This is a genomic window from Bacillus sp. FSL K6-1000 (assembly GCF_038630785.1).
Lineage (GTDB): Bacteria > Bacillota > Bacilli > Bacillales > Bacillaceae > Bacillus > Bacillus safensis.
On sequence record NZ_CP152042.1, the window covers coordinates 1742162 to 1765101 of the forward strand.

General features: G+C 40.0%; 32 protein-coding genes. 21 read left to right on the top strand and 11 right to left on the bottom strand.

Annotation, left to right across the window (positions count from 1 at the left end):
- Positions 1-101: 101 nt before the first annotated feature.
- Positions 102-950, top strand: a complete 849-nt coding sequence (locus MHI46_RS08810) for an STAS domain-containing protein (RefSeq protein ID WP_039178899.1) — start codon at positions 102-104, stop codon at positions 948-950.
- A 32-nt stretch (positions 951-982) separates the two neighbouring features.
- Here MHI46_RS08810 and MHI46_RS08815 read toward each other — a convergent pair whose 3' ends face one another.
- Positions 983-1525, bottom strand: coding sequence for an IseA DL-endopeptidase inhibitor family protein (locus MHI46_RS08815; protein WP_039178902.1), 543 nt, complete (start codon positions 1523-1525; stop codon positions 983-985).
- Between the two features lie 297 nt (positions 1526-1822).
- Here MHI46_RS08815 and MHI46_RS08820 point away from each other — a divergent pair, with 297 nt between their 5' ends.
- Positions 1823-2269, top strand: coding sequence for a hypothetical protein (locus MHI46_RS08820; protein ID WP_039178904.1), 447 nt, complete (start codon positions 1823-1825; stop codon positions 2267-2269).
- Positions 2270-2314: 45 nt separating this feature from the next.
- Here the strand turns inward: MHI46_RS08820 and lexA are convergent, their stop codons facing one another.
- The gene (gene lexA, locus MHI46_RS08825; RefSeq protein WP_024425129.1) at positions 2315-2935 is read right to left on the bottom strand and encodes a transcriptional repressor LexA; all 621 of its coding nucleotides are present in this window, start codon (positions 2933-2935) and stop codon (positions 2315-2317) included.
- Positions 2936-3093: 158 nt separating this feature from the next.
- On the opposite strand from lexA, the gene yneA reads away from it, so the two are divergent.
- From yneA to MHI46_RS08855, 6 genes are all read left to right on the top strand, one after another.
- Positions 3094-3405 (top strand): cell division suppressor protein YneA, encoded by a 312-nt coding sequence (gene yneA, locus MHI46_RS08830; protein ID WP_034283425.1) that lies wholly within the window; start codon positions 3094-3096, stop codon positions 3403-3405.
- A gap of 17 nt (positions 3406-3422) precedes the next feature.
- A complete protein-coding gene (locus MHI46_RS08835) occupies positions 3423-4070 on the top strand; it encodes a recombinase family protein (protein ID WP_342503226.1) in 648 nt (215 codons plus the stop codon).
- A 69-nt stretch (positions 4071-4139) separates the two neighbouring features.
- Positions 4140-4370 (top strand): DUF896 domain-containing protein, encoded by a 231-nt coding sequence (locus tag MHI46_RS08840; RefSeq protein ID WP_024425132.1) that lies wholly within the window; start codon positions 4140-4142, stop codon positions 4368-4370.
- A 186-nt stretch (positions 4371-4556) separates the two neighbouring features.
- Positions 4557-6560 carry a transketolase gene (tkt, locus tag MHI46_RS08845; protein WP_039178912.1) on the top strand — a complete coding sequence of 668 codons (2004 nt, stop codon included), beginning with the start codon at positions 4557-4559 and terminating at the stop codon, positions 6558-6560.
- 198 nt (positions 6561-6758) lie between these two features.
- Positions 6759-7205, top strand: a complete 447-nt coding sequence (gene sirA / locus MHI46_RS08850; protein WP_024425134.1) for a sporulation inhibitor of replication protein SirA — start codon at positions 6759-6761, stop codon at positions 7203-7205.
- A gap of 84 nt (positions 7206-7289) precedes the next feature.
- Positions 7290-7508 carry a YneF family protein gene (locus MHI46_RS08855; RefSeq protein WP_003212379.1) on the top strand — a complete coding sequence of 73 codons (219 nt, stop codon included), beginning with the start codon at positions 7290-7292 and terminating at the stop codon, positions 7506-7508.
- 262 nt (positions 7509-7770) lie between these two features.
- Here MHI46_RS08855 and MHI46_RS08860 read toward each other — a convergent pair whose 3' ends face one another.
- Entirely contained in the window at positions 7771-7938 is a 168-nt protein-coding gene (locus MHI46_RS08860; RefSeq protein WP_008343814.1) for an aspartyl-phosphate phosphatase Spo0E family protein, read from the bottom strand.
- A 215-nt stretch (positions 7939-8153) separates the two neighbouring features.
- On the opposite strand from MHI46_RS08860, the gene MHI46_RS08865 reads away from it, so the two are divergent.
- On the top strand, positions 8154-8861 hold the full coding sequence (locus MHI46_RS08865) for a cytochrome c biogenesis protein CcdA (RefSeq protein ID WP_044335365.1): 708 nt from the start codon (positions 8154-8156) through the stop codon (positions 8859-8861).
- Between the two features lie 94 nt (positions 8862-8955).
- Positions 8956-9438, top strand: coding sequence for a CcdC protein domain-containing protein (locus tag MHI46_RS08870; RefSeq protein ID WP_024425136.1), 483 nt, complete (start codon positions 8956-8958; stop codon positions 9436-9438).
- Between the two features lie 21 nt (positions 9439-9459).
- Here MHI46_RS08870 and MHI46_RS08875 read toward each other — a convergent pair whose 3' ends face one another.
- From MHI46_RS08875 to sspO, 4 genes are all read right to left on the bottom strand, one after another.
- Positions 9460-9888: a DUF2621 domain-containing protein gene (locus tag MHI46_RS08875; RefSeq protein ID WP_024427086.1), complete on the bottom strand. Its 429-nt coding sequence runs from the start codon at positions 9886-9888 to the stop codon at positions 9460-9462.
- 262 nt (positions 9889-10150) lie between these two features.
- Complete coding sequence (locus tag MHI46_RS08880) at positions 10151-10552, bottom strand: Hsp20/alpha crystallin family protein (protein ID WP_059375391.1); 402 nt, start codon at positions 10550-10552, stop codon at positions 10151-10153.
- Positions 10553-10654: 102 nt separating this feature from the next.
- Complete coding sequence (locus tag MHI46_RS08885) at positions 10655-10801, bottom strand: small acid-soluble spore protein P (RefSeq protein WP_012010105.1); 147 nt, start codon at positions 10799-10801, stop codon at positions 10655-10657.
- 16 nt (positions 10802-10817) lie between these two features.
- Positions 10818-10964, bottom strand: a complete 147-nt coding sequence (gene sspO / locus MHI46_RS08890) for a small acid-soluble spore protein O (protein ID WP_039178922.1) — start codon at positions 10962-10964, stop codon at positions 10818-10820.
- 220 nt (positions 10965-11184) lie between these two features.
- Here sspO and acnA point away from each other — a divergent pair, with 220 nt between their 5' ends.
- From acnA to MHI46_RS08925, 7 genes are all read left to right on the top strand, one after another.
- Positions 11185-13914 carry an aconitate hydratase AcnA gene (gene acnA / locus MHI46_RS08895; protein WP_039178925.1) on the top strand — a complete coding sequence of 910 codons (2730 nt, stop codon included), beginning with the start codon at positions 11185-11187 and terminating at the stop codon, positions 13912-13914.
- A gap of 66 nt (positions 13915-13980) precedes the next feature.
- A complete protein-coding gene (locus MHI46_RS08900) occupies positions 13981-14484 on the top strand; it encodes a TlpA disulfide reductase family protein (protein WP_047203113.1) in 504 nt (167 codons plus the stop codon).
- Between the two features lie 74 nt (positions 14485-14558).
- Positions 14559-14684: an FbpB family small basic protein gene (locus tag MHI46_RS08905; protein ID WP_003211002.1), complete on the top strand. Its 126-nt coding sequence runs from the start codon at positions 14559-14561 to the stop codon at positions 14682-14684.
- Between the two features lie 51 nt (positions 14685-14735).
- Positions 14736-14879 (top strand): acid-soluble spore protein N, encoded by a 144-nt coding sequence (locus tag MHI46_RS08910; RefSeq protein WP_008357830.1) that lies wholly within the window; start codon positions 14736-14738, stop codon positions 14877-14879.
- Between the two features lie 14 nt (positions 14880-14893).
- On the top strand, positions 14894-15136 hold the full coding sequence (gene tlp, locus MHI46_RS08915; protein WP_024427090.1) for a small acid-soluble spore protein Tlp: 243 nt from the start codon (positions 14894-14896) through the stop codon (positions 15134-15136).
- Between the two features lie 107 nt (positions 15137-15243).
- On the top strand, positions 15244-15666 hold the full coding sequence (locus tag MHI46_RS08920; protein ID WP_024425143.1) for a thioesterase family protein: 423 nt from the start codon (positions 15244-15246) through the stop codon (positions 15664-15666).
- Positions 15667-15669: 3 nt separating this feature from the next.
- The gene (locus tag MHI46_RS08925; protein WP_039178934.1) at positions 15670-15981 is read left to right on the top strand and encodes a hypothetical protein; all 312 of its coding nucleotides are present in this window, start codon (positions 15670-15672) and stop codon (positions 15979-15981) included.
- Between the two features lie 39 nt (positions 15982-16020).
- On the opposite strand, the gene MHI46_RS08930 is transcribed toward MHI46_RS08925, so the two are convergent.
- Both MHI46_RS08930 and plsY read right to left on the bottom strand, forming a co-directional pair.
- On the bottom strand, positions 16021-16308 hold the full coding sequence (locus MHI46_RS08930) for a HesB/YadR/YfhF family protein (protein ID WP_024425145.1): 288 nt from the start codon (positions 16306-16308) through the stop codon (positions 16021-16023).
- A gap of 97 nt (positions 16309-16405) precedes the next feature.
- Positions 16406-16987, bottom strand: coding sequence for a glycerol-3-phosphate 1-O-acyltransferase PlsY (gene plsY, locus MHI46_RS08935; protein WP_024425146.1), 582 nt, complete (start codon positions 16985-16987; stop codon positions 16406-16408).
- A gap of 75 nt (positions 16988-17062) precedes the next feature.
- Between plsY and MHI46_RS08940 the strand changes: the two genes are divergently transcribed.
- The 4 genes from MHI46_RS08940 to parC all read left to right on the top strand — a co-directional run bounded on the left by MHI46_RS08940 (position 17063) and on the right by parC (position 22381).
- Positions 17063-17191 (top strand): hypothetical protein, encoded by a 129-nt coding sequence (locus MHI46_RS08940; protein WP_258954596.1) that lies wholly within the window; start codon positions 17063-17065, stop codon positions 17189-17191.
- The gene (locus tag MHI46_RS08945) at positions 17142-17555 is read left to right on the top strand and encodes a CoA-binding protein (protein WP_260775978.1); all 414 of its coding nucleotides are present in this window, start codon (positions 17142-17144) and stop codon (positions 17553-17555) included. Before MHI46_RS08940 ends, MHI46_RS08945 begins: the two co-directional genes overlap by 50 nt.
- 417 nt (positions 17556-17972) lie before the next feature.
- The gene (gene parE, locus MHI46_RS08950; RefSeq protein ID WP_039178939.1) at positions 17973-19940 is read left to right on the top strand and encodes a DNA topoisomerase IV subunit B; all 1968 of its coding nucleotides are present in this window, start codon (positions 17973-17975) and stop codon (positions 19938-19940) included.
- A gap of 2 nt (positions 19941-19942) precedes the next feature.
- On the top strand, positions 19943-22381 hold the full coding sequence (parC, locus tag MHI46_RS08955; RefSeq protein ID WP_126681904.1) for a DNA topoisomerase IV subunit A: 2439 nt from the start codon (positions 19943-19945) through the stop codon (positions 22379-22381).
- A gap of 54 nt (positions 22382-22435) precedes the next feature.
- On the opposite strand, the gene MHI46_RS08960 is transcribed toward parC, so the two are convergent.
- Positions 22436-22561 (bottom strand): hypothetical protein, encoded by a 126-nt coding sequence (locus tag MHI46_RS08960; RefSeq protein ID WP_254966705.1) that lies wholly within the window; start codon positions 22559-22561, stop codon positions 22436-22438.
- Between the two features lie 43 nt (positions 22562-22604).
- The gene (locus tag MHI46_RS08965) at positions 22605-22940 is read right to left on the bottom strand and encodes a hypothetical protein (protein WP_039178946.1); all 336 of its coding nucleotides are present in this window, start codon (positions 22938-22940) and stop codon (positions 22605-22607) included.

Consider the following 22940-nt stretch of genomic DNA (forward strand, 5'->3'; position numbering starts at 1 on the left):
GCAGAGCGTATCCGAGCTGGCAGGGAAAAAAGATTCAGTGGTACAATCAATCTATAAGGTACAAAGACTGACAAGAAGAAAATGTGAAGGGACATTTGCTTATGGATAAGAACCGTGCATTATACGATTTTTTTATGCAGCATGCAGAGAAGCTGACTGAAACATGGTATGAATCAATTGAGGACGATGATCCAGAATCGATATATCGTTCAACAGATTCCAGCATCATTGCAGAGCTAAAACGGCAAAATCAAGATTATTACCAGCACTTTATACGAGCTATTATTGAAGACAAGACATATTTACATACTGAATTTAAAAAATGGTCTGAGGATTTAGCCAGTGATCCGAAGCATTTAAATACACCATTAGATTATGTCGTAAGAGAATACATGTCTAATCAAAGAGTCGTTCTGCATTACTTAAAAGAATTTATTAAACAGCGTCAAGGTGACATTGATATTGACCGCATTTTTTATTGGTATGATTTGATTTCCGAAGCGTTTAATATATCAATCCATGTGTTTATCCAGCAATATGTGAAAAATACAACGAAGAAGCTTGTGGCTCAAAGAGATATGATTTATGAATTGAGTTCACCGGTGATTGTTTTAAAAAGCCAGATTGCGTTGTTGCCTTTAGTAGGTGATATTGACACAGCGAGAGCAAAGATTATTTTAGAAAATACGCTAAAACAGTGCTCGCAAAAAGGGGTTCAGCATTTATGTATTGATCTATCTGGTGTTGTCATTATTGATACAATGGTGGCTCATCAAATCTTTGATCTTGTCACATCACTTCGGTTAATTGGAGTAGAGACGACCATTTCAGGAATTAGACCAGAAATTGCTCAAACAGCAGTACAGCTCGGGCTTCCTTTTAATGAATTTCGCACGGCATCATCACTTGCTCACGCGCTGGACCGCATGACTGAATTTTCTCCAATATAAAAACCAGGCCGATGAGAGGCCTGGTTTTTTATTTAGATGACAGCGTCAATTTGTGTGACTTTCCAATCTTTTTGTACTTTTTCGTACGTAACAGTTCGTTTTACTTTGCGTCCATCAAGTGTTGGGACAGTAAATTCATATGTGCGGACTGTTTGTTTCTTAGAAACAAGTTTAGGTGTGGCTTTTTCCCAATTGAGCATGTTATCTCCGTCACCGACTGGAACAGCCATTTTGCCTTTATGAACAATAAACTGATAATCTTTTAAACCATGTTTGATGGCATCTTGAGTGAACACTTGAGATAGGTAGCTGTTTAATTTTTTCTTTGTATCAAATGTTTTAGAAAGATAGTTGTATGTCATATCTTTATAGGTAAATGATTTTAATTTGTAATTAGAATGTTCTTTAATTTTGTAGCCTGACATTGCACTCCAAAAGTGTTCTCTTGCATCAAGGGCAATATGTAACGCTTCTTTATTTGTCAAAGCGGCTGATTTCTTGGAAGCGGCCAATGTTGTAGTTTGTAATGAGATCATAAGCATAATAGCAGTTAATAAAACAAATAATTTTTTCAAGGCAATTGCCTCCTTTTCTCAATGAAAACTTCTTATGTTACAAATGTTACAATAATTACAGTGATATTACAAGTATTAAATCTAAATGTTTTTTTATTTCTTTTGTTTCTAATTATATAACGTTTGAGGGAGACAAAAAGTTTTCATTTTTTTTTATTTTTCTTCTTAATGATTATTTAACCGTTCTAAAGAAGAACGAAACGTCTTTTGGAAAAATTTCTATTTAGACGTTTAACACACTTTTTTATTTATGACATATACTGTCGTGATGAATGTCTAAAGAAAGTGGTGTTTATTATGTATCATCCGTATGAAGGTGTGTGGAATGGGTACTCATATGATAGGCAGATGCAAGGATTTCCATCTGTTGGTATTCCTCAAGGTGGAGGGTTTCCTGGGTTTCCGATCGGAGGAGGTACTTGGCCAGGGCAAGGTTCAGGCGGACAATCTGCACCGCCGGCACCGCCGCAGCATATCATTTCGCAGTATCAGCAAGCACTCTCGCAGCCACAGAGTATGCAGTCGCTTATATCTGGGCACGGTGTTGGCGGAGGTCATCAAACTGTACAATTTGCAGCGGGATGTAATAGAAGATGGACAATTGTGTTTTTGAGAAACGGTCAAGTATTTTTAATGTTCGTTCTTTCCTCACAGCCTTTTGGCCGAACAACTGGTTTTATATGGCCGAACTTTACATTTGGTTCCTTCCCAAGTTCAAGTATTCTTGCCTATTCTTGTGCATAAAAAAAAGCCGGTTCTCATCAGCAGCTGATGAAATACCGGCTTTTTTTAATGAATATTTCGAAATACGCCAATCACTTTACCTAGTATACTCACATTCTGTAAAATAATCGGTTCCATTGATGGGTTCTCTGGCTGTAATCTAAAGTGTGTATCTTCTTTATAAAAGCGTTTCACTGTCGCTTCATCTTCCTCTGTCATGGCGACCACAATATCACCATTGTTAGCGGTGCTTTGCTGACGCACAATGACATAGTCCTTGTCCAAAATACCTGCATCAATCATACTTTCTCCCATAATTTCAAGCATAAACACTTGTTCATCTGGTGCTGCAAAAGTCTCTGGAAGAGGGAAGTATTCTTCTACATTTTCAACAGCGGTGATAGGAAGGCCGGCCGTTACTTTTCCGATGACTGGAACGTTCATTACTGCGCTCTTTGGAATATTCATTTCCTCTTCATCTAGTACTTCGATCGCTCTAGGTTTTGTCGGGTCTCTTCTAATTAAGCCCTTTGTTTCTAGTCTAGCTAAATGTCCATGGACCGTTGAACTAGATGCTAGACCGACAGCTTCTCCAATTTCACGGACGGATGGGGGATAACCCTTGCTTTTTACTTCATCTTTGATGAATTTCAGGATATCGAGTTGTCTTTTTGATAGCTTCGTCATCTTTTGCACCTCAAAACGTCAATTTTAAAGAAATTATAGCATGTTTTTCCTAACAGTACAAACATAGGTTCGAAAAAACGTTTGACAGAAACGTTTGTTCGTATTTATAATGAGTGACAGAAAGAGCGAACACATATTCTATTAGGAGAGATGACATTATGAGGTTAAAAGAATCTATTATTTTTATTGGGGTATTCTCATTCATCGTTGGCATATTTCTCTCACTTATTGCAGTCACAAGCCATAATGATACAAATCAGTATGTTAAAATAGAGGTTCAATCAGGTGATACTCTTTGGGGGTTAGCTGATCAAGTAAACGATAGCAAATCAATCGACAAAAATGCATTTATTGATTGGGTTACCGAACACAATGATCTTGCTTCAACTGAAATCCAGCCTGGCGACATTCTTGTTATACCCGTCAAAAAAGAGCATCCAGTCGTATATCAGCTTGCAACAGTACAGTAGAAAGGTCGATTTTAGACATGAACGCAATCATTTATGCGAGAGTAAGCACTGTCAAAGAAGAGCAGGAAACCTCGTTGAAAAGACAAGAAGAAGAACTGCTGGCGTTAGCTGCCATGCACACGATGAATGTGGTCAAAGTCATCAAAGAAAAAGCAAGTGGATATGATTTAGATCGTGAAGGTGTGTTTGAAATGCTTGCTGCACTGAAGGAAGAGTCAATCGATGCCGTTTTGATCCAGGATGAAACTCGTCTTGGAAGAGGACAAGCAAAAATTGCACTTCTTCATTGTTTATTTAAAGAGAACGTAAAGGTATACAGCGTGTTTCATAGAGGAGAGCTTGAGCTTTCAGAAGCAGATGAAATGGTCATTGAGATTGTAGGAGTCGTCGAAGAATACCAACGGAAAATTCATAACCTGAAAATCAAGCGGGGAATGAAAAGGGCAGTTGAGCGCGGATATCAGCCTGAACTGAATTTAAGGCAGCAGGACCATGCACCTGGCCGTGAGCGTATTGAAGTGCCGATTTCAGAAATTGTTCGATTAAGAAAAAACAATATGACATTCGCCGAAATTGCCGCAACTCTTCAGGCATTAGGTTTTGACATTTCAAAAGCAACGGTGCATAGAAGGTATCAAGAATATGAAAAAGACCTTACCACCTAAAGCGTGATTTGTTGTCAAAATGATTGATATTTAGTAGTATGTAGAGAAAATGCTTTAAAGGAGTTTGTCATGATTTCTAAAGAACAGCTTGCAAGAATAAATGAGCTTTCAAAAAAGTCGAAAGAGACCGGTTTATCAGACGCTGAAAAAACAGAACAAAAGCAGTTGAGAGAAGAGTATTTGAAAGCTTTTCGTTCTTCTATGAAAAATACACTTAAAACTGTCAAGATCGTTGATCCTGAAGGAAACGATGTCACACCAGAAAAATTAAAAAGAGAAAAAGATCAGAACCTTCATTAAGCTGTGATTTCTTGAATTTTGAAAAGATGGGAAGATTATTCTCGTCTTTTTTCATATTTGCATAACTTTTTAGGTGATCGATAAACTAAATGTGACAAAATCCTTCTTTTTCAGCGTGAAATAGTTGTGAAAAAAGGACAGTAGATTTATGATAATGGTGTACACAAGATACGGAAGGGGATTTATATGGAAACGATTGAATTGAAATCTATTGCAACAATACGTACTCTCTCCATAGACGCAATTGAAAAAGCGAATTCCGGTCACCCAGGAATGCCGATGGGTGCTGCACCAATGGCGTACGCTTTATGGACGAATCACTTAAACGTAAGTCCGCAAAATCCAAATTGGTTTAACAGAGACCGCTTTGTTTTATCTGCGGGACATGGTTCTATGCTTCTATACAGCATGCTTCATTTAAGCGGATACAATCTGAGCATCGATGATCTAAAACAATTCCGCCAATGGGGAAGCAAAACACCTGGACATCCTGAATTTGGACACACAGAAGGCGTAGATGCCACAACAGGTCCTTTAGGCCAGGGTATTGCTATGGCAGTAGGGATGGCACTTGCAGAAAGACATCTTGCGGAAACGTATAACAAAGACAACTTTCAGGTTGTAGATCACTATACATACAGCATTTGCGGAGATGGAGACTTAATGGAGGGGATTTCCTCTGAGGCTGCTTCACTTGCTGGTCATTTAGGCTTAGGCCGTTTAATCGTTCTTTACGATTCAAATGACATTTCTTTAGATGGCGACTTAGATCGTTCATTCTCTGAAAATGTGAAGAATCGTTTTGAAGCGATGAACTGGGAAGTTCTTTACGTGAAAGACGGCAACAACATCGAAGAAGTAACAGCTGCTATTGAAAAGGCGAAACAAAGCACAGACAGACCTACTTTAATCGAAGTGAAAACAACAATCGGTTTCGGTTCGCCAAACCGTGCGGGAACGTCTGGTGTGCATGGTGCACCTCTTGGCAGCGAGGAAGCTAAGCTGACGAAGGATGCTTACTCTTGGACGTTTGAAGAAGATTTCCATGTACCTTCTGAAGTGTACGATCATTTCAAAGAAGCTGTCAAAGACGCTGGTCAGAAAAAAGAAGCAGCTTGGAATGAGCTGTTTGCGCAATACGAAAAAGAATATCCAGAGCTGGCAGCACAGCTGAAGCTTGCGATTGAAGGAAAGCTTCCTGAAAATTGGGACCAAGAGGTTCCTGTTTATGAAGCAGGTTCAAGCCTTGCCTCCCGCGCTTCTTCAGGCGAAGTGTTAAATGGCATTGCAAAGCAAGTACCTTTCTTTATTGGCGGGTCTGCTGACCTTGCAGGATCAAACAAAACAACGATTAAAAACACGGATGATTTCGGAAAAAATAATTATGCCGGCAAAAACATTTGGTTCGGTGTGAGAGAATTTGCAATGGGTGCGGCGCTCAACGGTATGGCACTTCACGGCGGTCTTCGTGTATTCGGCGGAACGTTCTTTGTTTTCTCAGATTACTTAAGACCAGCGATTCGTCTTGCTGCCTTAATGGGACTTCCAGTCACATACGTCTTTACTCATGATAGTATCGCTGTTGGTGAAGATGGTCCAACACATGAACCGGTTGAACAGCTTGCTTCACTGCGTGCGATGCCTAACCTTTCCGTTATTCGCCCAGCAGATGGAAATGAAACAGCTGCAGCGTGGAAACTAGCTGTATCTTCAACGGATAAACCGACTGCACTAGTTCTTACTCGTCAAAACCTTCCAACGATTGACCAGGCACCAGAGAAGGCATATGAGGGAGTAGAAAAGGGTGGATACGTTGTGGTTGAAGCAGCTGATGCACAGCCAGAAGCACTTCTACTCGCTTCAGGATCTGAGGTTGGTTTAGCCATTGAAGCGCAAAAGGCACTTGAAAAAGAGGGTATCCGCGCATCTGTTGTCAGCCTTCCTGCATGGGATCGCTTCGATCAGCAGTCAGATGAATACAAAGAATCCGTTCTTCCTAAAGCAGTACGTGCACGTATTGCGATTGAAATGGGTGCTTCACTTGGCTGGGAGCGTTACACTGGCCTTGACGGTGACGTGATTGCAATTGATAAATTTGGCGCTTCTGCACCAGGTGAAACCATTATCGAGAAATATGGATTTACTGTCAGCAATGTAGTCAGCCGTGTGAAAGCGAAGCTGAATAAATAAACGAACTCCAAGCATCATGCTTTTTTGCTATCTGTTTGCAGAGCTTTTTCATCCGCTCTGCAAACTTTTTTCTTTTTTCTTGTTTTTTTGACAAAACTAGTTTCTTCTCGCTTCATATATAGACAATTCTTTCTTTCACATTTTTGTATAATACAAGCAATAAACGAGATTGACGAAATGTGAAAGGAAGGGATAGACATGGAACGCCATTATTATATTTATTGGATTGAGGATGAATTTGCACATCACTATTTTGGCAGGGAATCTATTTTGTTTCATTTGTTTGAGTCGTTACACTGGACGAATCGCACTGACGATGAGTTAGTTATGCTTGTGAAGCAAGTGGATTATGTGACGAAACGAATCCCTGCTTTTCATATGCACCAGCGTCTCATGAATAACTTAACGAACATTCACTACACACAAATAGGCTCGATTTACAGCGCTTCCTTACCAGATGGAAAAGGAACCGCAGCATTTATTATTAAAGACCGGTATATTCAAATGTCTGCGACTGGCAGTTATGAGGCAGAAGCGGTGTTTTTTGAAGTGCTGAGAAAAATCAGCCCTTGTTTTCTTGCGATGGACTTTAGTTCAAAGAAGCACGGGTGGCTTAATCCAGTAAAAGTGAGGAATTTTGTTTAAAAAAATAAAATTGAACGTGAAATGTTGTATAATAGCCTTTTGTTTAGTACACTTTATACGAGACAACATGAAGGAGGAAGAATTATGGATTTATGGGTTGTCATCCTTGTAGGCGTTGTTGCACTGCTTGCAGGAGTTGCACTCGGATTCTTTATTGCTCGTAAGTATATGATGAGCTATTTGAAAAAGAATCCACCGATTAATGAACAAATGCTTCGAATGATGATGATGCAAATGGGCATGAAACCGTCCCAGAAGAAAATCAATCAAATGATGAAAGCCATGAACAACCAAGCGAAATAATACGTACGATATTATGATCATAGATGGAACATGGTTATAAAGAATGGACAAGCGTTGTCCTTTCTTTATTCAATTCACCTTCATCAGACGCTTAAAACCACTGTACTTGCATGAATGAAGCAGGGAAGGTGGTTTTTATTATGGCGTCAAACAGCATGTAAAAAAACAAAAAACCCCTATGACAGAGGTTTTCGTTTCTTTTATGGTCACACATATCAACTGTTCTACAATGGTGCGGCATGTTTGATATCATGAAGTATAATTAGTTGGCTGAGTTTGAGTGTAAGTGTCGTTGATATTGTAAGAGGAGATGATCTAGCTGCTGGCTATGTTCGATGGTCACTGTTGATGTCATCCCATTATGCAAGACAACTTTCATCAGCTCTTCTCTTTTTTCTTCGATTTGAGTTAATAATGATGTTTTTACCAAAGTCATGTTCCTTTCATGCAAATCTTGATAAAAAGAATCGATTCTATTATATCCATTTTAAGGTTTATTTTCAAATTTAAAGGATTCATTATCTTGATGTCAAATTAAATTATATAAGGTTTTAAGAGAATAGACCATCTTTATTGAGGTGATGTAAAAAAAATGAAATGATTTTGTCATCTCTTATTGTATATTTGTAAGAAGGGGGTGTTCTTTTGACAGATTTGAATTACTTTTTAGCATTTGGAGCAGGATTTCTTTCTTTTATTTCACCGTGCTGTCTTCCGCTTTATCCAGCGTTTTTATCGTATATTACGGGCGTTAGTATAGATGAAGTGAAATCCGAGAAGGTGATGCTGAGAAGGAGAAGTCTGCTTCATACATTATTCTTTTTAGTTGGTTTCTCTATTATATTTATTGCGATTGGGTTTGGGACATCGTTTGTCGGGAAGTTTTTTAATGATTATCATCAAGCGATTCGTCAAATTGGAGCCATCCTTATTATTTTCTTTGGTTTTATGACTCTTGGTGTATTCAAGCCCTCTTTCCTCATGGGTGAAAAGAGAATACAGTTCAAAAATCGTCCTGCTGGTTTTTTTGGATCCATTCTCATCGGAATGGGCTTTGCCGCTGGATGGACACCTTGTACTGGCCCTATTTTATCCGCTGTCATCACACTGGCGAGTAACAATCCTGAGTCGGCTGTCATGTATATGATTGCGTATATATTTGGATTTGCCGTCCCGTTTTTTATTCTCTCCTTTTTCATTACGAAAATGGGGTGGATCAAAAAGCGTCAGCAGCTTATCATGCGAATTGGCGGAATCATTATGATTGTGGTAGGGATTTTGCTGTTCTTTGATCTTCTGACATGGATTATCATCATGTTCTCATCATTGTTTGGCGGCTTTACAGGCTTTTGAAATCGTTTTCTACAGTCGCGGCGAATGGTTTTTTTTCGTCAATTGGAGTATATTATACATAGGCTGACCTTAAAGAATAAAGGAATGATTTGATATGATGATCTTGATCTCTTCTATAATTGCGGTATGTATGGCGGTGGCCGTCATGTTTATTCGCATTAAGTCATCTGCAAAACCTGCAACGGCAAAAAAAATTATTTTACCTCCTATTTTCATGAGCACTGGCGCACTGATGTTCTTTGTTCCAATGTTTCGGGTAACTGGAGCTGAATTTCTAGAAGCGATCACAGTGGGGATGTTTTTCTCTATATTTTTAATTAAAACTTCGAAGTTTGAAATTAGAGGCAATGACATTTACTTAAAGCGGTCAAAAGCATTTGTGTTCATTCTCATTGGACTTCTTGTCCTTCGTATCGGGATGAAGACCATCCTAAGTTCTTCTATTGATTATGGTTCATTAAGTGGGATGTTTTGGATTCTTGCCTTTGGAATGATCGTGCCTTGGCGGGTTGCCATGTATTTGTCGTTTAGAAAGCTGTCTAAACAATTAGATCCGCAGCAGATTCAAATGAATTAAACCTCCTTTTAATAAAGGAGGTTATTTTAATAACGATTCATATGGCGAGTGATCAATGTTTTTTTCTTGAAGGCGCTTCAATAAAAACTTATGATCCCGCTTTGGTGTAGCCATAATGTAGCCGCGAATGATTAAGTCTAAATTAATGCTGGCAGCCTGTTCTTTTAATGCCAACTCACCAATTTTACCTGCAATTTTTTCTTTGGCAACATCTCTAAACAGCTCTGGAACAGGTAATACGAGTTCATTTAACAGCTGTTTGTCCTCATCCCGCCATAGGTGAAGGCTCTTTTGAATATATTCATCCTGCCAATCAAGCTCTGATTTCCCATCTTCCTTTGGCAATCGTTTTAAAAATTTGCGAAACATAAAAAAGCCACCGATTGCGAGTAATCCGATCATCACTGTACCCCAAAATAAAATGAACCACAAAAACCAGCCGCTTAACATGTTCTCACTCCTTATACCCCTTATCTCTCTATTTTATATTACATGAAGAGAGGATAGAAGAAAATAACAAAAATGTATGTCTATTATCTCTATAAACGCCCTTTTTCATTGATAGCCGCCCATTTACTAGAATGACCCAATCCGATTAGTAGAAAAAGAATACATTATTGTATAGCGACTCTACTATTTGGCCATGGTGGTTCGCAAAAGGTATTGACTTGAAACGAACGGGAAGAGAGCCCACCTATATGAAGGTGGGCTCTTAATGTTTGAAGTGCGGGATTTGAAAGGAAAATGCACCGCTTGGATGGTCGGAACATTTTTTAATTTTTATCGATATGATTTGGTTTTCATAATCTGTTGCAATGTCTTTGTCGTTTAAATAAAAAGGGAGCATCACGCTTTTTTCAACTGGCTGTTCGCCTTCACCTTTTGGCTTTTGTACTGTGTAAGTCAACGTCAGCTCATGTCCAGCGAAGGTCAGCTTTACATCAGTGATCGATAAAGTGGAGACATCGATTTCGATAATATAATCACGGCTTGTTTCATAAAGATCAATTGGGAGGTGTTCATCATACCAGGCAAATGGATCATCCATTAAAACATTGAGCCAATCATCTATTTCAAGAAAATCAGAGGAATTCGATTGCTTTTCATTCTCCATAAACACTCCTCCATCACATCTCATAATAAATCATATGATGAAAATGGAAATGTGTGAAAGACCTAAAACATCCCGTGTGGTCACGGGATGAGAGGGGAATGATTACATATCATGATGAGAATTGTGCTTTTGTCTTGTATGGTTGCGGTTTTTCACTTTTTTACTGCCTGATAACGGCTCAGGCTGACCGCTTTGATGCTCCTTAGGAGAGTTTTGACGGATGTCTTTCCCTGTGTTTTTATTCGTCATGATGTTTGGCTCCTTTTTATTGATTCTTTTTGCGTTTTTTATTGTTTTGTCTTTGTTCTTCTGTTAAAACGAGTTGATCATCTTCCGTATAGCCTGCGCCATTACCTTGGCTTTTGGCTGCGTTCATGCCGTCAATGACATGATTTGCTTTGCGTTTTGTCATGTTCTTTCACCTCATTTATAGTATGAACCCGATGCGCTTCGTTTATGAAGAGTAATCATTTCCTAATGATAAGTTAAACTTATTGAATTTAATAAAAGCATTGTTATTTACTTATGTATGAATTTGTTTTAAGATGAAATTGTGAGAAAATTGTGGTGAAATACGACGATTTTTCTGAGAATTGAAATTGATCTTGATCATCAAAAGGGGGATTTTGGACATGTCGAAACAGCAGCAAGTCGCTAAACAAGACGCTTTTCAATCTAGAAAAACGTTTTCGACAAATGGGAAAACGTATCACTATTATTCGTTAGAAGCACTAGAGAAACAAGGAATCGGAAATGTTTCTAAGCTGCCTTATTCCATTAAGGTACTTTTAGAATCAGTGCTTCGCCAAGTAGACGGTAGAGTGATCAAGAAGGAACACGTTGAGAACTTGGCAAAATGGGGAACTGCCGAGGTAAAAGAAATTGATGTTCCATTTAAACCTTCTCGTGTTATTTTACAAGACTTCACGGGTGTACCAGCCGTCGTTGACCTTGCTTCTTTAAGAAAAGCAATGGCAGATGTGGGCGGGGATCCGGATAAAATTAACCCTGAAATTCCAGTTGACCTTGTTATTGACCACTCAGTACAAGTTGATAAAGCTGGAACTGAAGATGCATTAAACATTAACATGGATTTAGAATTCGAACGTAACGCAGAGCGTTATAACTTCCTTAGCTGGGCAAAGAAAGCGTTTAACAACTACCAAGCTGTTCCGCCTGCAACAGGAATTGTTCACCAAGTGAACTTAGAGTATCTTGCAAGTGTTGTTCATGCAATTGAAGAAGATGGCGAGATCATCACTTACCCAGATACATTAGTTGGAACTGACTCTCATACAACGATGATTAACGGTATCGGTGTACTTGGATGGGGCGTTGGCGGTATCGAAGCGGAAGCTGGTATGCTTGGTCAGCCTTCATACTTCCCAGTACCAGAAGTTATTGGTGCTAAATTAGTTGGAGAGCTTCCAAACGGAACGACTGCAACTGACCTTGCATTAAAAGTCACACAAGTCCTACGTGAAAAAGGCGTAGTAAACAAGTTCGTTGAGTTCTTCGGACCGGGTGTTGCTCAATTGCCATTAGCAGATCGTGCAACAATTGCGAACATGGCGCCAGAATACGGTGCTACTTGTGGATTCTTCCCAGTAGATGAAGAAGCACTTGCTTACCTTCGCCTTACTGGACGCGATGAAGAGCAAATTAATATCGTTGAAGAATATTCTCGTGCAAATGGCTTATTCTATACGCCAGATGCAGAAGAACCAATTTTTACTGATGTTGTGGAAATTGATCTTTCTAAAATTGAGTCAAACTTATCTGGTCCTAAACGTCCACAAGATTTGATTCCACTTTCTCAAATGAAAGAGACGTTCCATAAACACATCGAAAGCCCAGCTGGTAACCAAGGGTTTGGCTTAGATAAATCAGAGCTAGATAAACAAATCGAATTTGATCTTGCAAACGGTGAAAAAGCTGTGATGAAGACAGGTGCGATTGCGATTGCAGCGATTACGAGCTGTACGAATACATCGAACCCATACGTGTTAATCGGAGCAGGTCTTGTTGCGAAGAAAGCAAGTGAGCTCGGTATGAAAGTGCCAAACTACGTGAAAACGTCACTAGCGCCGGGTTCTAAAGTTGTAACAGGATACCTTGTGAATTCAGGACTTCTTCCATATTTAAGAGACCTCGGATTTAACATTGTTGGATATGGCTGTACAACTTGTATCGGAAACTCAGGACCGCTTGAGAAAGAAATTGAAGATGCTGTCTCTGAAAATGATCTGCTGATCACTTCTGTTTTATCAGGTAACCGTAACTTTGAAGGTCGTATCCATCCGCTTGTGAAAGGAAACTACCTTGCATCTCCACCATTAGTTGTGGCTTATGCACTTGCAGGTACGGTGAATATTGATTTAACAAAAGATCCTATCGGTGTCGATAAAAATGGTGAAAACGTTTATTTCAATGACATTTGGCCATCAATGGACGAAATCAACAGCGTCGTTAAAAGCACTGTCACACCTGAGCTATTCCGTTCAGAGTATGAAACTGTTTTTGACAACAATGACCGCTGGAATGAAATTAAAACGACGGATGATGCATTGTACAAATGGGATGAAAATTCCACATACATTGATAACCCGCCATTCTTTGAAAACCTATCAGTTGAACCTGGTAAAGTTGAACCGCTTAAAGGCTTGCGCGTAGTTGCGAAGTTCGGTGACTCTGTCACAACTGACCATATTTCTCCTGCTGGAGCGATTGGTAAGGACACACCGGCGGGCAAATACTTGCAAGAAAGAGGCGTGTCGCCTAGAGACTTTAACTCATATGGATCTCGCCGTGGTAACCACCATGTCATGATGAGAGGTACTTTTGCAAACATCCGTATTAAGAACCAAATTGCACCGGGAACAGAAGGCGGCTATACAACTTACTGGCCAACTGGTGAAGTGACATCCATTTATGATGCATGCATGCGCTATAAAGAAGATGGAACAGGTCTAGCGATCTTAGCAGGTAAAGACTACGGAATGGGTTCTTCACGTGACTGGGCTGCAAAAGGAACAAACCTTCTTGGAATTAAATTTGTTCTAGCTGAAAGCTTTGAGCGTATCCACAGAAGTAACCTTGTCTTCATGGGCGTACTTCCTTTGCAGTTTAAAGACGGAGAAAGTGCAGAAACTCATGGTCTAACAGGAACAGAAACATTTGAAGTTCATGTTGACGAAACAGTTCGTCCGCGTGATCTCGTTACTGTGAAAGCAATTGACACAGATGGTAACGAGAAAACATTTGAAGTGGTCGTTCGCTTTGACAGTGAAGTTGAAATTGACTACTATCGTCATGGCGGTATCCTTCAAATGGTACTTCGCGAAAAATTGGCAAGCAACTAATACAGCAAAGAAGAGAAGGCGATTCAACAGCTTTCTCTTCTTTTTTAAAATAGTGGAGGATCAATCATGTGGAAAAAAGGAATGGCAAGCGCTGTTTTACTTGTGTTGATTGGTTTACTTGCATGGAATTTATTTGGGCCAAAAGAGCCCGCAATCGGTCTTGAAAAAGGGGATCAAGCCCCTGATTTCGAACTAAAAACCCTTGATGGCAAAACCGCCTCGTTATCTGATTACCGAGGGAAAAAGGTGCTCGTCAATTTCTGGGCGACATGGTGTAAGCCGTGCAGGACAGAAATGCCGGATCTAGACGCAATTAGGAGCGAAAATGACCAAGTTGAAGTACTAGCGGTGAATTTGACAACCACTGAAAAGAGTGTAGATCATGTGGCAGCATTCACAAAAGAATTAAAGCTGAGCTTTCCTGTTTTATTGGACCAAAAAGGCATTCAAGCAAGATATCAGGTACTTTCATACCCAACGACCTACATATTAGATGAAAAAGGACGCATCATGTCTGTGAAGCATCAAATGCTGACAAAAAAAGAAATTGAAAAAGAGCTGGATCTATAATGATTCAGCTTTTTTTGCTTATTTTCCAAATGTTTTGGCGAAAATGTAATCATACATATATGGAGGTGAGTGGAATGAGAAGAAGAAAACGACGCACATTTGAAGAGCTTGTGCTTGAAAATAAAAAAGAATTATTAAGCAATGAGGAATTTTTAAACCAGCTCGAAGAAAAGTTGGAAGAACGATTTAGACAAAAATAAGTCATGAATTATCCGTTTTCGTTCATCCTAAAGGAGAGGGAGGGATGAATAATGGGTAGAGAGCATGATAAACAAGCGCAGTTTACACCAGACCATTTAGGGACAAAACCTGTAGCATACAAACGGAATAAAGGTAAAAAGATGCATAATAAATCAAATGAACAGCCAGATGTGATACAGACAAAGGGCGAATAAGGAGGGGAATCATCATGAATAACGAGTCATATCAATCCAATCCAGATGATCGATCTGATAATGTTGAAAAGCTGCAAGATATGATCGAGAACACACTTGACAATATCGATGAATCTGAAGCAGCGATGTCCGTTTCGACTGAGACAGAAAAGCAAATGATCAAACAAAAAAACGAAAACCGCAAAATGAGTATTGACGCGATGCGTTCTGAGATAAAGGACGAAGAAGCAGCAAGAAAGAATGGCTATACTGAATAAACCAGGGATTCCTGGTTTATTTTATTGCCTCTTTTTAGAAGAACCATTTGGAATGTGGTAAAATGGCAGAGACAGACCTTAGGTTTTGATAGGAGAGCGATGAAAACGTGTATGTATCCAAAAAAGAAATAGAAGTCCGTTATGCAGAAACAGATCAAATGGGCATCGTATATCATGCCAATTATTTAATCTGGATGGAAGTCGGCAGAACAGCATTGATTAAAGAATTAGGGTTTTCCTATGCGCAGCTAGAAGCAGACGGTGCTCTTGCACCTGTTATAGACTTGCAGGTTCAATATAAAAAACCATTGCTGTATGGTGAAACAGCAACCGTTCATACATGGATTGAAGAATATAATGGTGTCAAAACGGTGTATGGCTATGAAATTCAAAAACCTGATGGACAAACAGCGATTACAGGGACAACCTCACATATTTGTGTAGATAAAGACACCTTTAGACCTATTCAATTTAGAAAAGCCTTTCCTGCTTGGCATAAAGTATATGAACAGTCGAAGAAGCAGGTTTAATTTATGGCTTTTGGTATTAAACGAAGCGATTTAAACGCTTGGAAAACAGCTGTCCAGGAAGGAAAAGTTGCTTTTTTAACACACTACTGGCTCGATGACCGTTTTCCAAATGCCAATACCGTCACAAAAGCAGCCTGTCAGGATATGAAGCGTTTAGTTGAGTGGGGAGAAAGACATGGACTAAAAAAAGAATGGATTCATGACCGCGAAGGGTTTCCTCATTTTGACTTAATCGGTGAGCCGCAAAAAAGAATTCTGCAAAAGGAACGGTCTTTAGGAAACATTCAAGAGTATGGGCTGTATATTGAAGTGTAAAACAAAAAAGATACCCGAGGGATGAGGTATCTTTTTTGTTTATTCATAATGAAATTCTGGTTCTTTCACGGACTCGTTATAATCAATATGCAGATCATGGTTGTCAAAGTACCAAATATCACTTTCCTCAATAAAGAAAGTAATACCTTCTATTTCAGCAGTTGCGCCGGCATTTTGAGGTTCATCTTTTGCGACGCCGAGAGAAAAGCCTTTTTGAACATTACTGCACCCGCCATATCTCACAAAAAAGCGAACTTGATCACCTTTTTCTAAATCTAATTCATCCTTGTACCAATTGAGTGCATCTTCTTTTATTGTTAATTTCAATGTGATCGCCCCTTTTTGAAGTCATGCTGTTTTTAAAATGCAGGATGCAAAAACAGCTTTTCTTTACTTTTACCACATATTTAAATGGATGAAACGGCTAGAGCCATTTGATTTTCGGTTCAGTTTTGTTGAGAATTCGTTTGAGGTTGGCGATGTGTCTGTAAATCACAAAGCCAGCAAGAACGGCAACAACAATGATTAAGAATAGGTCTTTGGTGAATATGCTGTAAATGAATGTATAGATCCCGGTCAGCATAGATGATAGTGAAACATATTTACTAATGTATAAAAATAAGAAAAAAGCAGCGATCATCGTGATAAATAGGAATGGGGCGTAAAATAGCAGCACACCGCCTGATGTAGCGACTGCCTTTCCCCCTTTAAATTTTGCAAAGACAGGAAAGCTGTGACCGATAACAGCAGCAACTCCTGCTAATAAGGGATGGATGTCCAGCTGCATGAAAAACGGTAAAGCTGAAGCAAGCGTCCCTTTTAGGATATCAGCAGTAATCACAATAGACCCTGCTTTTACGCCAAGTGTACGAAATGCATTCGTCGCACCTAGGTTTCCGCTGCCATGTTCACGGATATCGATACCCTTTGCAGCTTTCCCGACAATGAGACCGGATGGAATACTGCCGAGAAGATAAGCCAAAATAAACATCAAAGCAATTAACATCTGCATAACTCCTTTATATTCTCCCTCTTGTCTTACATTTTAACATGATCTTGTGAAAAACATGGGGAACTTTTTTTGAAAAAATCGAAAGCAGATGGATTCGGCTTTGTTTTTAAGCAGAAATTCGCTAAAATAGAGGAAAAGGAGTGTCTTGATGAACAATCCTACGAAAGAAGAAATCGGCCGTATATTAAAGAGCAGTAAACGAATTGCTGTTGTTGGATTATCAGATCAGCCGCACCGGACGTCTTATATGGTGTCTAAAGCGATGCAGGATGCCGGGTATGAGATTATCCCAGTGAATCCAACGATCGATGAAGCACTCGGTGTGAAAGCAGTCGCTTCTTTAAAAGACATAAAAGAGCCTGTTGATATCGTCAATGTCTTTAGACGTTCAGAGTTTTTGCCAGAGGTGGCAGAAGAGTTTCTCCAAATAGACGCACCTGTTTTTTGGGCGCAGCAAGGCATATATCACGATGAAACGAAAAGGCTGATTGAGGAAAATGGCAAGGTCGCCATCATGGATTTATGTATCAAGGTGGCTCATGCGTTGACAAAAACTCATTAATTCGTCAAAAATCCTTGGTTTTTCAAGGATTTTTGCTTTTTTGTTGCAGAAATATATTTGCGATTCTAGAAGAAAGCGATAAAATAAGGCGACAGGGACATATCGGCGGCCTTGCATATCGAGAAAAAGAGCGATAAGATAAATATAGAACATTTGTTCTGTTTTGCTAAAACCATCATATGATTGCATTTGGCTTATGAAACAGTCTTGTTTATAATGGACTTCTAGTTCTGATTGCAGAATGTAGAATGATTCTCATAGCTGTGCAAAAGAGCATGTATTGGTCAATCCCACATGCATGGTGATGATGCAGCTTATTAAAGTGGACAGTAATGAGCAGCATGATCATCATTAAAATCTAGAGAGATCATTTGATGATTAGCCGGTTATGTTTGTTAGTGAAAGGGGATTAAGCATTTGGTTAAAAAGCAGCAAGTAGATTATAACGATGATTCTATTCAGGTGCTAGAGGGGCTTGAAGCGGTCCGTAAACGTCCAGGGATGTATATTGGATCTACGGATTCCCGCGGTCTTCATCACCTTGTCTATGAGATTGTAGACAACTCTGTCGATGAAGTGCTCGCTGGCCATGGAGATCATATCATTGTCAAAATACATAAAGATAACAGCATTTCCGTCCAAGATAAAGGGCGAGGAATGCCTACTGGTATGCATAAGCTTGGAAAACCGACACCTGAGATCATTTTAACGGTCCTGCACGCAGGCGGAAAATTTGGTCAAGGTGGATATAAAACAAGTGGTGGACTTCATGGAGTTGGGGCATCGGTTGTGAACGCGCTGTCAGAATGGCTTACTGTCACAATTGAACGGGACGGATTTATTTATCACCAGCGCTTTGAAAACGGCGGTAAACCTGTCACATCACTTGAAAAAGTCGGAAAATCGAAAAAAACGGGAACACTGATTCATTTTAAGCCGGACCCAACCATGTTCAGTGTTACGACCTATAATTTCGATACATTATCAGAGCGTTTAAGAGAATCTGCCTTTTTATTAAAAGGGTTAAAAATAGAGCTGATCGATGAACGGCATGATGTACAAGAAACGTTTTATTATGAGACAGGCATTGAAGCCTTTGTTGCTTATCTAAATGAAGAAAAAGATGTTCTAAGTGAAGTCGTCTCATTTGAAGGAGAGCATCAGTCCATTGAAGTAGATTTTGCTTTTCAATTTAACGATGGCTACTCGGAGAATATCCTTTCCTTCGTCAATAACGTCAGAACAAAAGATGGTGGAACACATGAGTCTGGTGCCAAAACGGCCATGACGAGAGCCTTTAACGAATATGCACGCAAAGTGGCCCTTTTAAAAGAAAAAGACAAAAATTTAGAAGGTACTGATATTCGCGAAGGACTGTCTGCTATTATTTCTGTCAGAATTCCTGAAGAGCTGCTTCAATTTGAAGGGCAGACAAAAGGAAAGCTTGGGACAAGTGAGGCTCGTTCAGCTGTTGATGCTGTTATTTCTGAAAAACTTGCGTATTTCCTTGAAGAAAACCGGGAAACAGCCACTCTTCTTGTGAAAAAGGCGATTAAAGCGCAGCAGGCAAGAGAAGCTGCTAGAAAAGCCCGTGAAGAAGCGAGAAGCGGCAAGAAACGTAAAAAATCTGAAGCAACGCTGAGCGGAAAATTAACACCAGCCCAATCTAGAAACCCAGCAAGAAACGAACTATATCTAGTAGAGGGTGACTCAGCGGGCGGGTCAGCTAAACAGGGACGTGACCGTAAATTCCAAGCGGTTCTGCCGCTGCGCGGAAAGGTCATCAATACTGAAAAAGCAAAGCTTGCTGATATTTTCAAAAACGAAGAAATCAACACCATTATTCATGCAATTGGTGGAGGCGTCGGTGTCGATTTTAATGTAGAAGACATCAATTATGACAAAATCGTCATCATGACAGATGCGGATACGGATGGAGCGCATATTCAAGTGCTTCTCTTAACATTCTTCTATCGTTATATGAAGCCGCTGATTGAGCATGGCAAAGTGTTTATTGCACTTCCGCCTTTATATAAAGTCAGCAAAGGCTCAGGGAAAAAAGAAATCATTGAGTATGCATGGTCTGATGAAGAAATGGATGACGTACTGAAGAAAGTTGGAAAAGGGTACACGATTCAGCGCTACAAAGGGTTAGGTGAAATGAATGCCGACCAGCTATGGGAAACGACAATGAATCCAGAATCGAGAACACTTGTCAGGGTCAAAATTGATGATGCTGCACGTGTGGAGCGCCGCGTCACAACTTTAATGGGTGACAAAGTTGAACCACGCCGTAAATGGATTGAAAAGAATGTCGCGTTTGGACTTGATGAGGAAAGCAACATTCTTGAAAATGAAAACTTGTCGCTAGCTGAGGAGGTTTAAACATGGCACAACAAGAACGATTTCATGATTTACCATTAGAAGAAGTAATCGGCGACCGCTTTGGCCGCTATAGTAAATATATTATCCAAGACCGGGCGCTTCCAGATGCACGTGATGGTCTAAAACCCGTACAACGAAGAATTTTATATGCGATGTACGCAGAAGGAAATACGCAGGATAAAAACTTCCGTAAAGCCGCTAAAACAGTCGGTAACGTGATTGGTAACTATCACCCGCACGGAGACTCATCTGTTTATGAAGCGATGGTAAGAATGAGTCAGGAATGGAAAGTACGAAATGTGCTGATTGAAATGCACGGAAATAACGGGAGTATTGATGGAGATCCGCCTGCTGCCATGCGTTATACGGAAGCAAGGCTGTCTGCCATTGCTTCAGAGCTTTTAAAGGACCTAGACAAGGAAACGGTCGAATTTGTTGCGAACTTTGATGATACAAGCAAAGAGCCAGTTGTATTACCAGCGATGTTCCCAAACCTTCTCGTGAATGGATCAACAGGGATTTCAGCTGGTTATGCGACAGATATCCCGCCGCATCATCTTGGAGAGGTCATTGATGGTGTCATTAAGCGAATTGAACAGCCGTATTGTACGGTTGAGGATTTAATGACAGTCATCAAAGGGCCGGATTTCCCAACGGGCGGTATCATTCAAGGTGTAGACGGTATTAAGAAAGCGTATGAAACAGGAAAAGGGAAGATCATGATTCGCGGAAAAGCGGAGATTGAAACCATCCGCGGCGGACGCCAGCAAATCGTGATCACAGAAATTCCTTACGAAGTGAATAAAGCCAACCTTGTCAAAAAGATGGACGAGTTCCGAATTGAGAGAAAAGTAGAAGGTATTTCAGAGGTCCGAGATGAAACAGACCGTACTGGGCTTCGAATCGTAGTAGAGCTGAAAAAAGAAGCAGATGCAAATGGTGTACTGAATTTCTTATATAAAAACTCAGATCTGCAAATCCCGTATAACTTTAATATGGTAGCGATACATAATCGAAGACCGACCTTAATGACGCTCACAACTGTACTAGATGCGTATATTGCCCATCAAAAGGAAGTGGTGACGAACCGCTCAGCGTACGAGCTTCGAAAAGCGAAGGAACGCCACCATATTGTCGACGGCTTAATTAAGGCACTTTCTATCTTAGATGAAGTCATTGCCACAATCCGCTCCTCTAATGATAAGCGAGATGCCAAGAACAACTTGATGGCGAAATATGATTTTACAGAAGCACAATCAGAAGCGATTGTTTCACTCCAGTTATATCGTTTAACGAATACAGATATTACGCAATTAAGAGACGAAGCAAGAGAGCTTGATGTGCGCATCGCAGAGCTTGAAGACATTTTAGCGAACGAGAAAAAGCTGCTGAAGGTCATTACAAACAGCCTGAAAAAGCTCAAAAAGACATATGCTGATGAGAGAAGATCCGTCATTGAGGAAAAAATCGAAGAAATTAAGATTAACCTTGAAGTGATGATCGCATCAGAGGATGTTTACGTGACAGTCACGAAAGATGGTTACATTAAACGAACAAGCCAGCGCTCTTATGCTGCCTCTAACGGTAAAGACTTTGGCATGAAAGATACTGACCGTTTGATTCATCAGTTTGAAATGAATACAACGGATGTTCTTCTGCTGTTTACGAATAAAGGAAGCTACATTTATTGTCCTGTTCACCAGCTGCCAGATATACGCTGGAAAGACATGGGGCAGCATATTACGAATATCATTTCGATTGATCGCGAGGAATCAATCCAAAAAGCCATTCCAATAAAAGAATTTGATGAAACGTCATATCTTTTATTCTTTACGAAAGGTGGAATGGTGAAGAAAACAGAGCTTCTTCAATATAAAGCGCAGCGTTATTCGAAACCGCTTGTCGCCTTGAATCTAAAAGGTGACGATGAACTCGTTGATGTTCATGTCACAACAGGACAGCAGGAATTGTTTATTGCAACGAAAAATGGTTACGGTTTATGGTTTGATGAAGAAGAAGTAAGTGTTGTTGGACCGAGAGCGGCAGGTGTCAAAGGAATCAACTTGAAGGAAGGGGACGAGGTAGTCTCTGGCCAGATCATTGATCCGAAGAACGATGTCCTTGTGCTCACAACACAAAGAGGGGCTGTAAAGCGAATGAACCTCTCTGAATTTGATAAAACATCAAGAGCGAAACGCGGAGTTCTTATGCTGAGAGAGTTAAAGAAAAACCCACACCGTATTGTGGCTGTGATCGCTGCAGCGCTGCACGATACACTTGAGATAGATACCGAAAAAGGCACAACGATTCCACTAGATATTTCTACTTTAAGAGCGAATGACCGCTATAGCAATGGGTCATTTATTGTAGATGAGGAAGAGCAGGGAGAAGTGACTCATGTCCTTCTGACTCCTGAACGTGCACCAGATGACAATAAATAAGCAAACGAAAACCCCCTGCGATTGGCAGGGGGTTTCTTTTTATATACAGGTCAATTAGCTCTCGTGGTTGCCAAACATGCTTGTAATGGCGTGCACTACTTCAATTCCTTGGTAAACGAAAAGAGAAAGTGAAGTGACAGAGAATAGACCTAGAATGAAAATTCTTAAGAAAAATAACATCGTGTAAAACCTCCCAATTTTTGTTTTGATTTAGATGGTTGGGTTAAACACGAGCTTGTCGGAAATAAGAAGATTGATAGAAAACTGCAAGTAAATGCTTCTTTTTCCGGTCAAATCGATCAGTATGAGTGATGCGCGCAAATCCAGCTGTCATACTGCCAATAATCAGCAGTGCTGTAAATGCGGCAAATACTGCGCTCACATGTTTTTGTTTCTTTTCATCGCCCATTGTCTGGACGATTTTCATTTCATGTGATTCTTGATCGGCAACCACCTTCGCATGATGGTATACCTGAACGGAATGAGGCATTGAGAACAAATGAAAACTTGCAAGTGCTATACATAAAACACCTAATTTTAATAGCATATTTTTTTTCAT

Excerpts from the sequence above, each read along its gene's own strand:
- MHI46_RS08810 (WP_039178899.1), top strand. The coding sequence starts at position 102 with ATGGATAAGAACCGTGCATTATACGATTTTTTTATGCAGCATGCAGAG.
- MHI46_RS08820 (WP_039178904.1), top strand. The coding sequence starts at position 1,823 with ATGTATCATCCGTATGAAGGTGTGTGGAATGGGTACTCATATGATAGG.
- lexA (WP_024425129.1), bottom strand. The coding sequence starts at position 2,935 with ATGACGAAGCTATCAAAAAGACAACTCGATATCCTGAAATTCATCAAA.
- yneA (WP_034283425.1), top strand. The coding sequence starts at position 3,094 with ATGAGGTTAAAAGAATCTATTATTTTTATTGGGGTATTCTCATTCATC.
- MHI46_RS08835 (WP_342503226.1), top strand. The coding sequence starts at position 3,423 with ATGAACGCAATCATTTATGCGAGAGTAAGCACTGTCAAAGAAGAGCAG.
- MHI46_RS08840 (WP_024425132.1), top strand. The coding sequence starts at position 4,140 with ATGATTTCTAAAGAACAGCTTGCAAGAATAAATGAGCTTTCAAAAAAG.
- tkt (WP_039178912.1), top strand. The coding sequence starts at position 4,557 with ATGGAAACGATTGAATTGAAATCTATTGCAACAATACGTACTCTCTCC.
- sirA (WP_024425134.1), top strand. The coding sequence starts at position 6,759 with ATGGAACGCCATTATTATATTTATTGGATTGAGGATGAATTTGCACAT.
- MHI46_RS08855 (WP_003212379.1), top strand. The coding sequence starts at position 7,290 with ATGGATTTATGGGTTGTCATCCTTGTAGGCGTTGTTGCACTGCTTGCA.
- MHI46_RS08870 (WP_024425136.1), top strand. The coding sequence starts at position 8,956 with ATGATGATCTTGATCTCTTCTATAATTGCGGTATGTATGGCGGTGGCC.
- MHI46_RS08875 (WP_024427086.1), bottom strand. The coding sequence starts at position 9,888 with ATGTTAAGCGGCTGGTTTTTGTGGTTCATTTTATTTTGGGGTACAGTG.
- MHI46_RS08880 (WP_059375391.1), bottom strand. The coding sequence starts at position 10,552 with ATGGAGAATGAAAAGCAATCGAATTCCTCTGATTTTCTTGAAATAGAT.
- MHI46_RS08885 (WP_012010105.1), bottom strand. The coding sequence starts at position 10,801 with ATGACGAATAAAAACACAGGGAAAGACATCCGTCAAAACTCTCCTAAG.
- sspO (WP_039178922.1), bottom strand. The coding sequence starts at position 10,964 with ATGACAAAACGCAAAGCAAATCATGTCATTGACGGCATGAACGCAGCC.
- acnA (WP_039178925.1), top strand. The coding sequence starts at position 11,185 with ATGTCGAAACAGCAGCAAGTCGCTAAACAAGACGCTTTTCAATCTAGA.
- MHI46_RS08900 (WP_047203113.1), top strand. The coding sequence starts at position 13,981 with ATGTGGAAAAAAGGAATGGCAAGCGCTGTTTTACTTGTGTTGATTGGT.
- MHI46_RS08905 (WP_003211002.1), top strand. The coding sequence starts at position 14,559 with ATGAGAAGAAGAAAACGACGCACATTTGAAGAGCTTGTGCTTGAAAAT.
- MHI46_RS08910 (WP_008357830.1), top strand. The coding sequence starts at position 14,736 with ATGGGTAGAGAGCATGATAAACAAGCGCAGTTTACACCAGACCATTTA.
- tlp (WP_024427090.1), top strand. The coding sequence starts at position 14,894 with ATGAATAACGAGTCATATCAATCCAATCCAGATGATCGATCTGATAAT.
- MHI46_RS08925 (WP_039178934.1), top strand. The coding sequence starts at position 15,670 with ATGGCTTTTGGTATTAAACGAAGCGATTTAAACGCTTGGAAAACAGCT.
- plsY (WP_024425146.1), bottom strand. The coding sequence starts at position 16,987 with ATGTTAATTGCTTTGATGTTTATTTTGGCTTATCTTCTCGGCAGTATT.
- MHI46_RS08945 (WP_260775978.1), top strand. The coding sequence starts at position 17,142 with ATGAACAATCCTACGAAAGAAGAAATCGGCCGTATATTAAAGAGCAGT.
- parC (WP_126681904.1), top strand. The coding sequence starts at position 19,943 with ATGGCACAACAAGAACGATTTCATGATTTACCATTAGAAGAAGTAATC.
- MHI46_RS08960 (WP_254966705.1), bottom strand. The coding sequence starts at position 22,561 with ATGTTATTTTTCTTAAGAATTTTCATTCTAGGTCTATTCTCTGTCACT.
- MHI46_RS08965 (WP_039178946.1), bottom strand. The coding sequence starts at position 22,940 with ATGAAAAAAAATATGCTATTAAAATTAGGTGTTTTATGTATAGCACTT.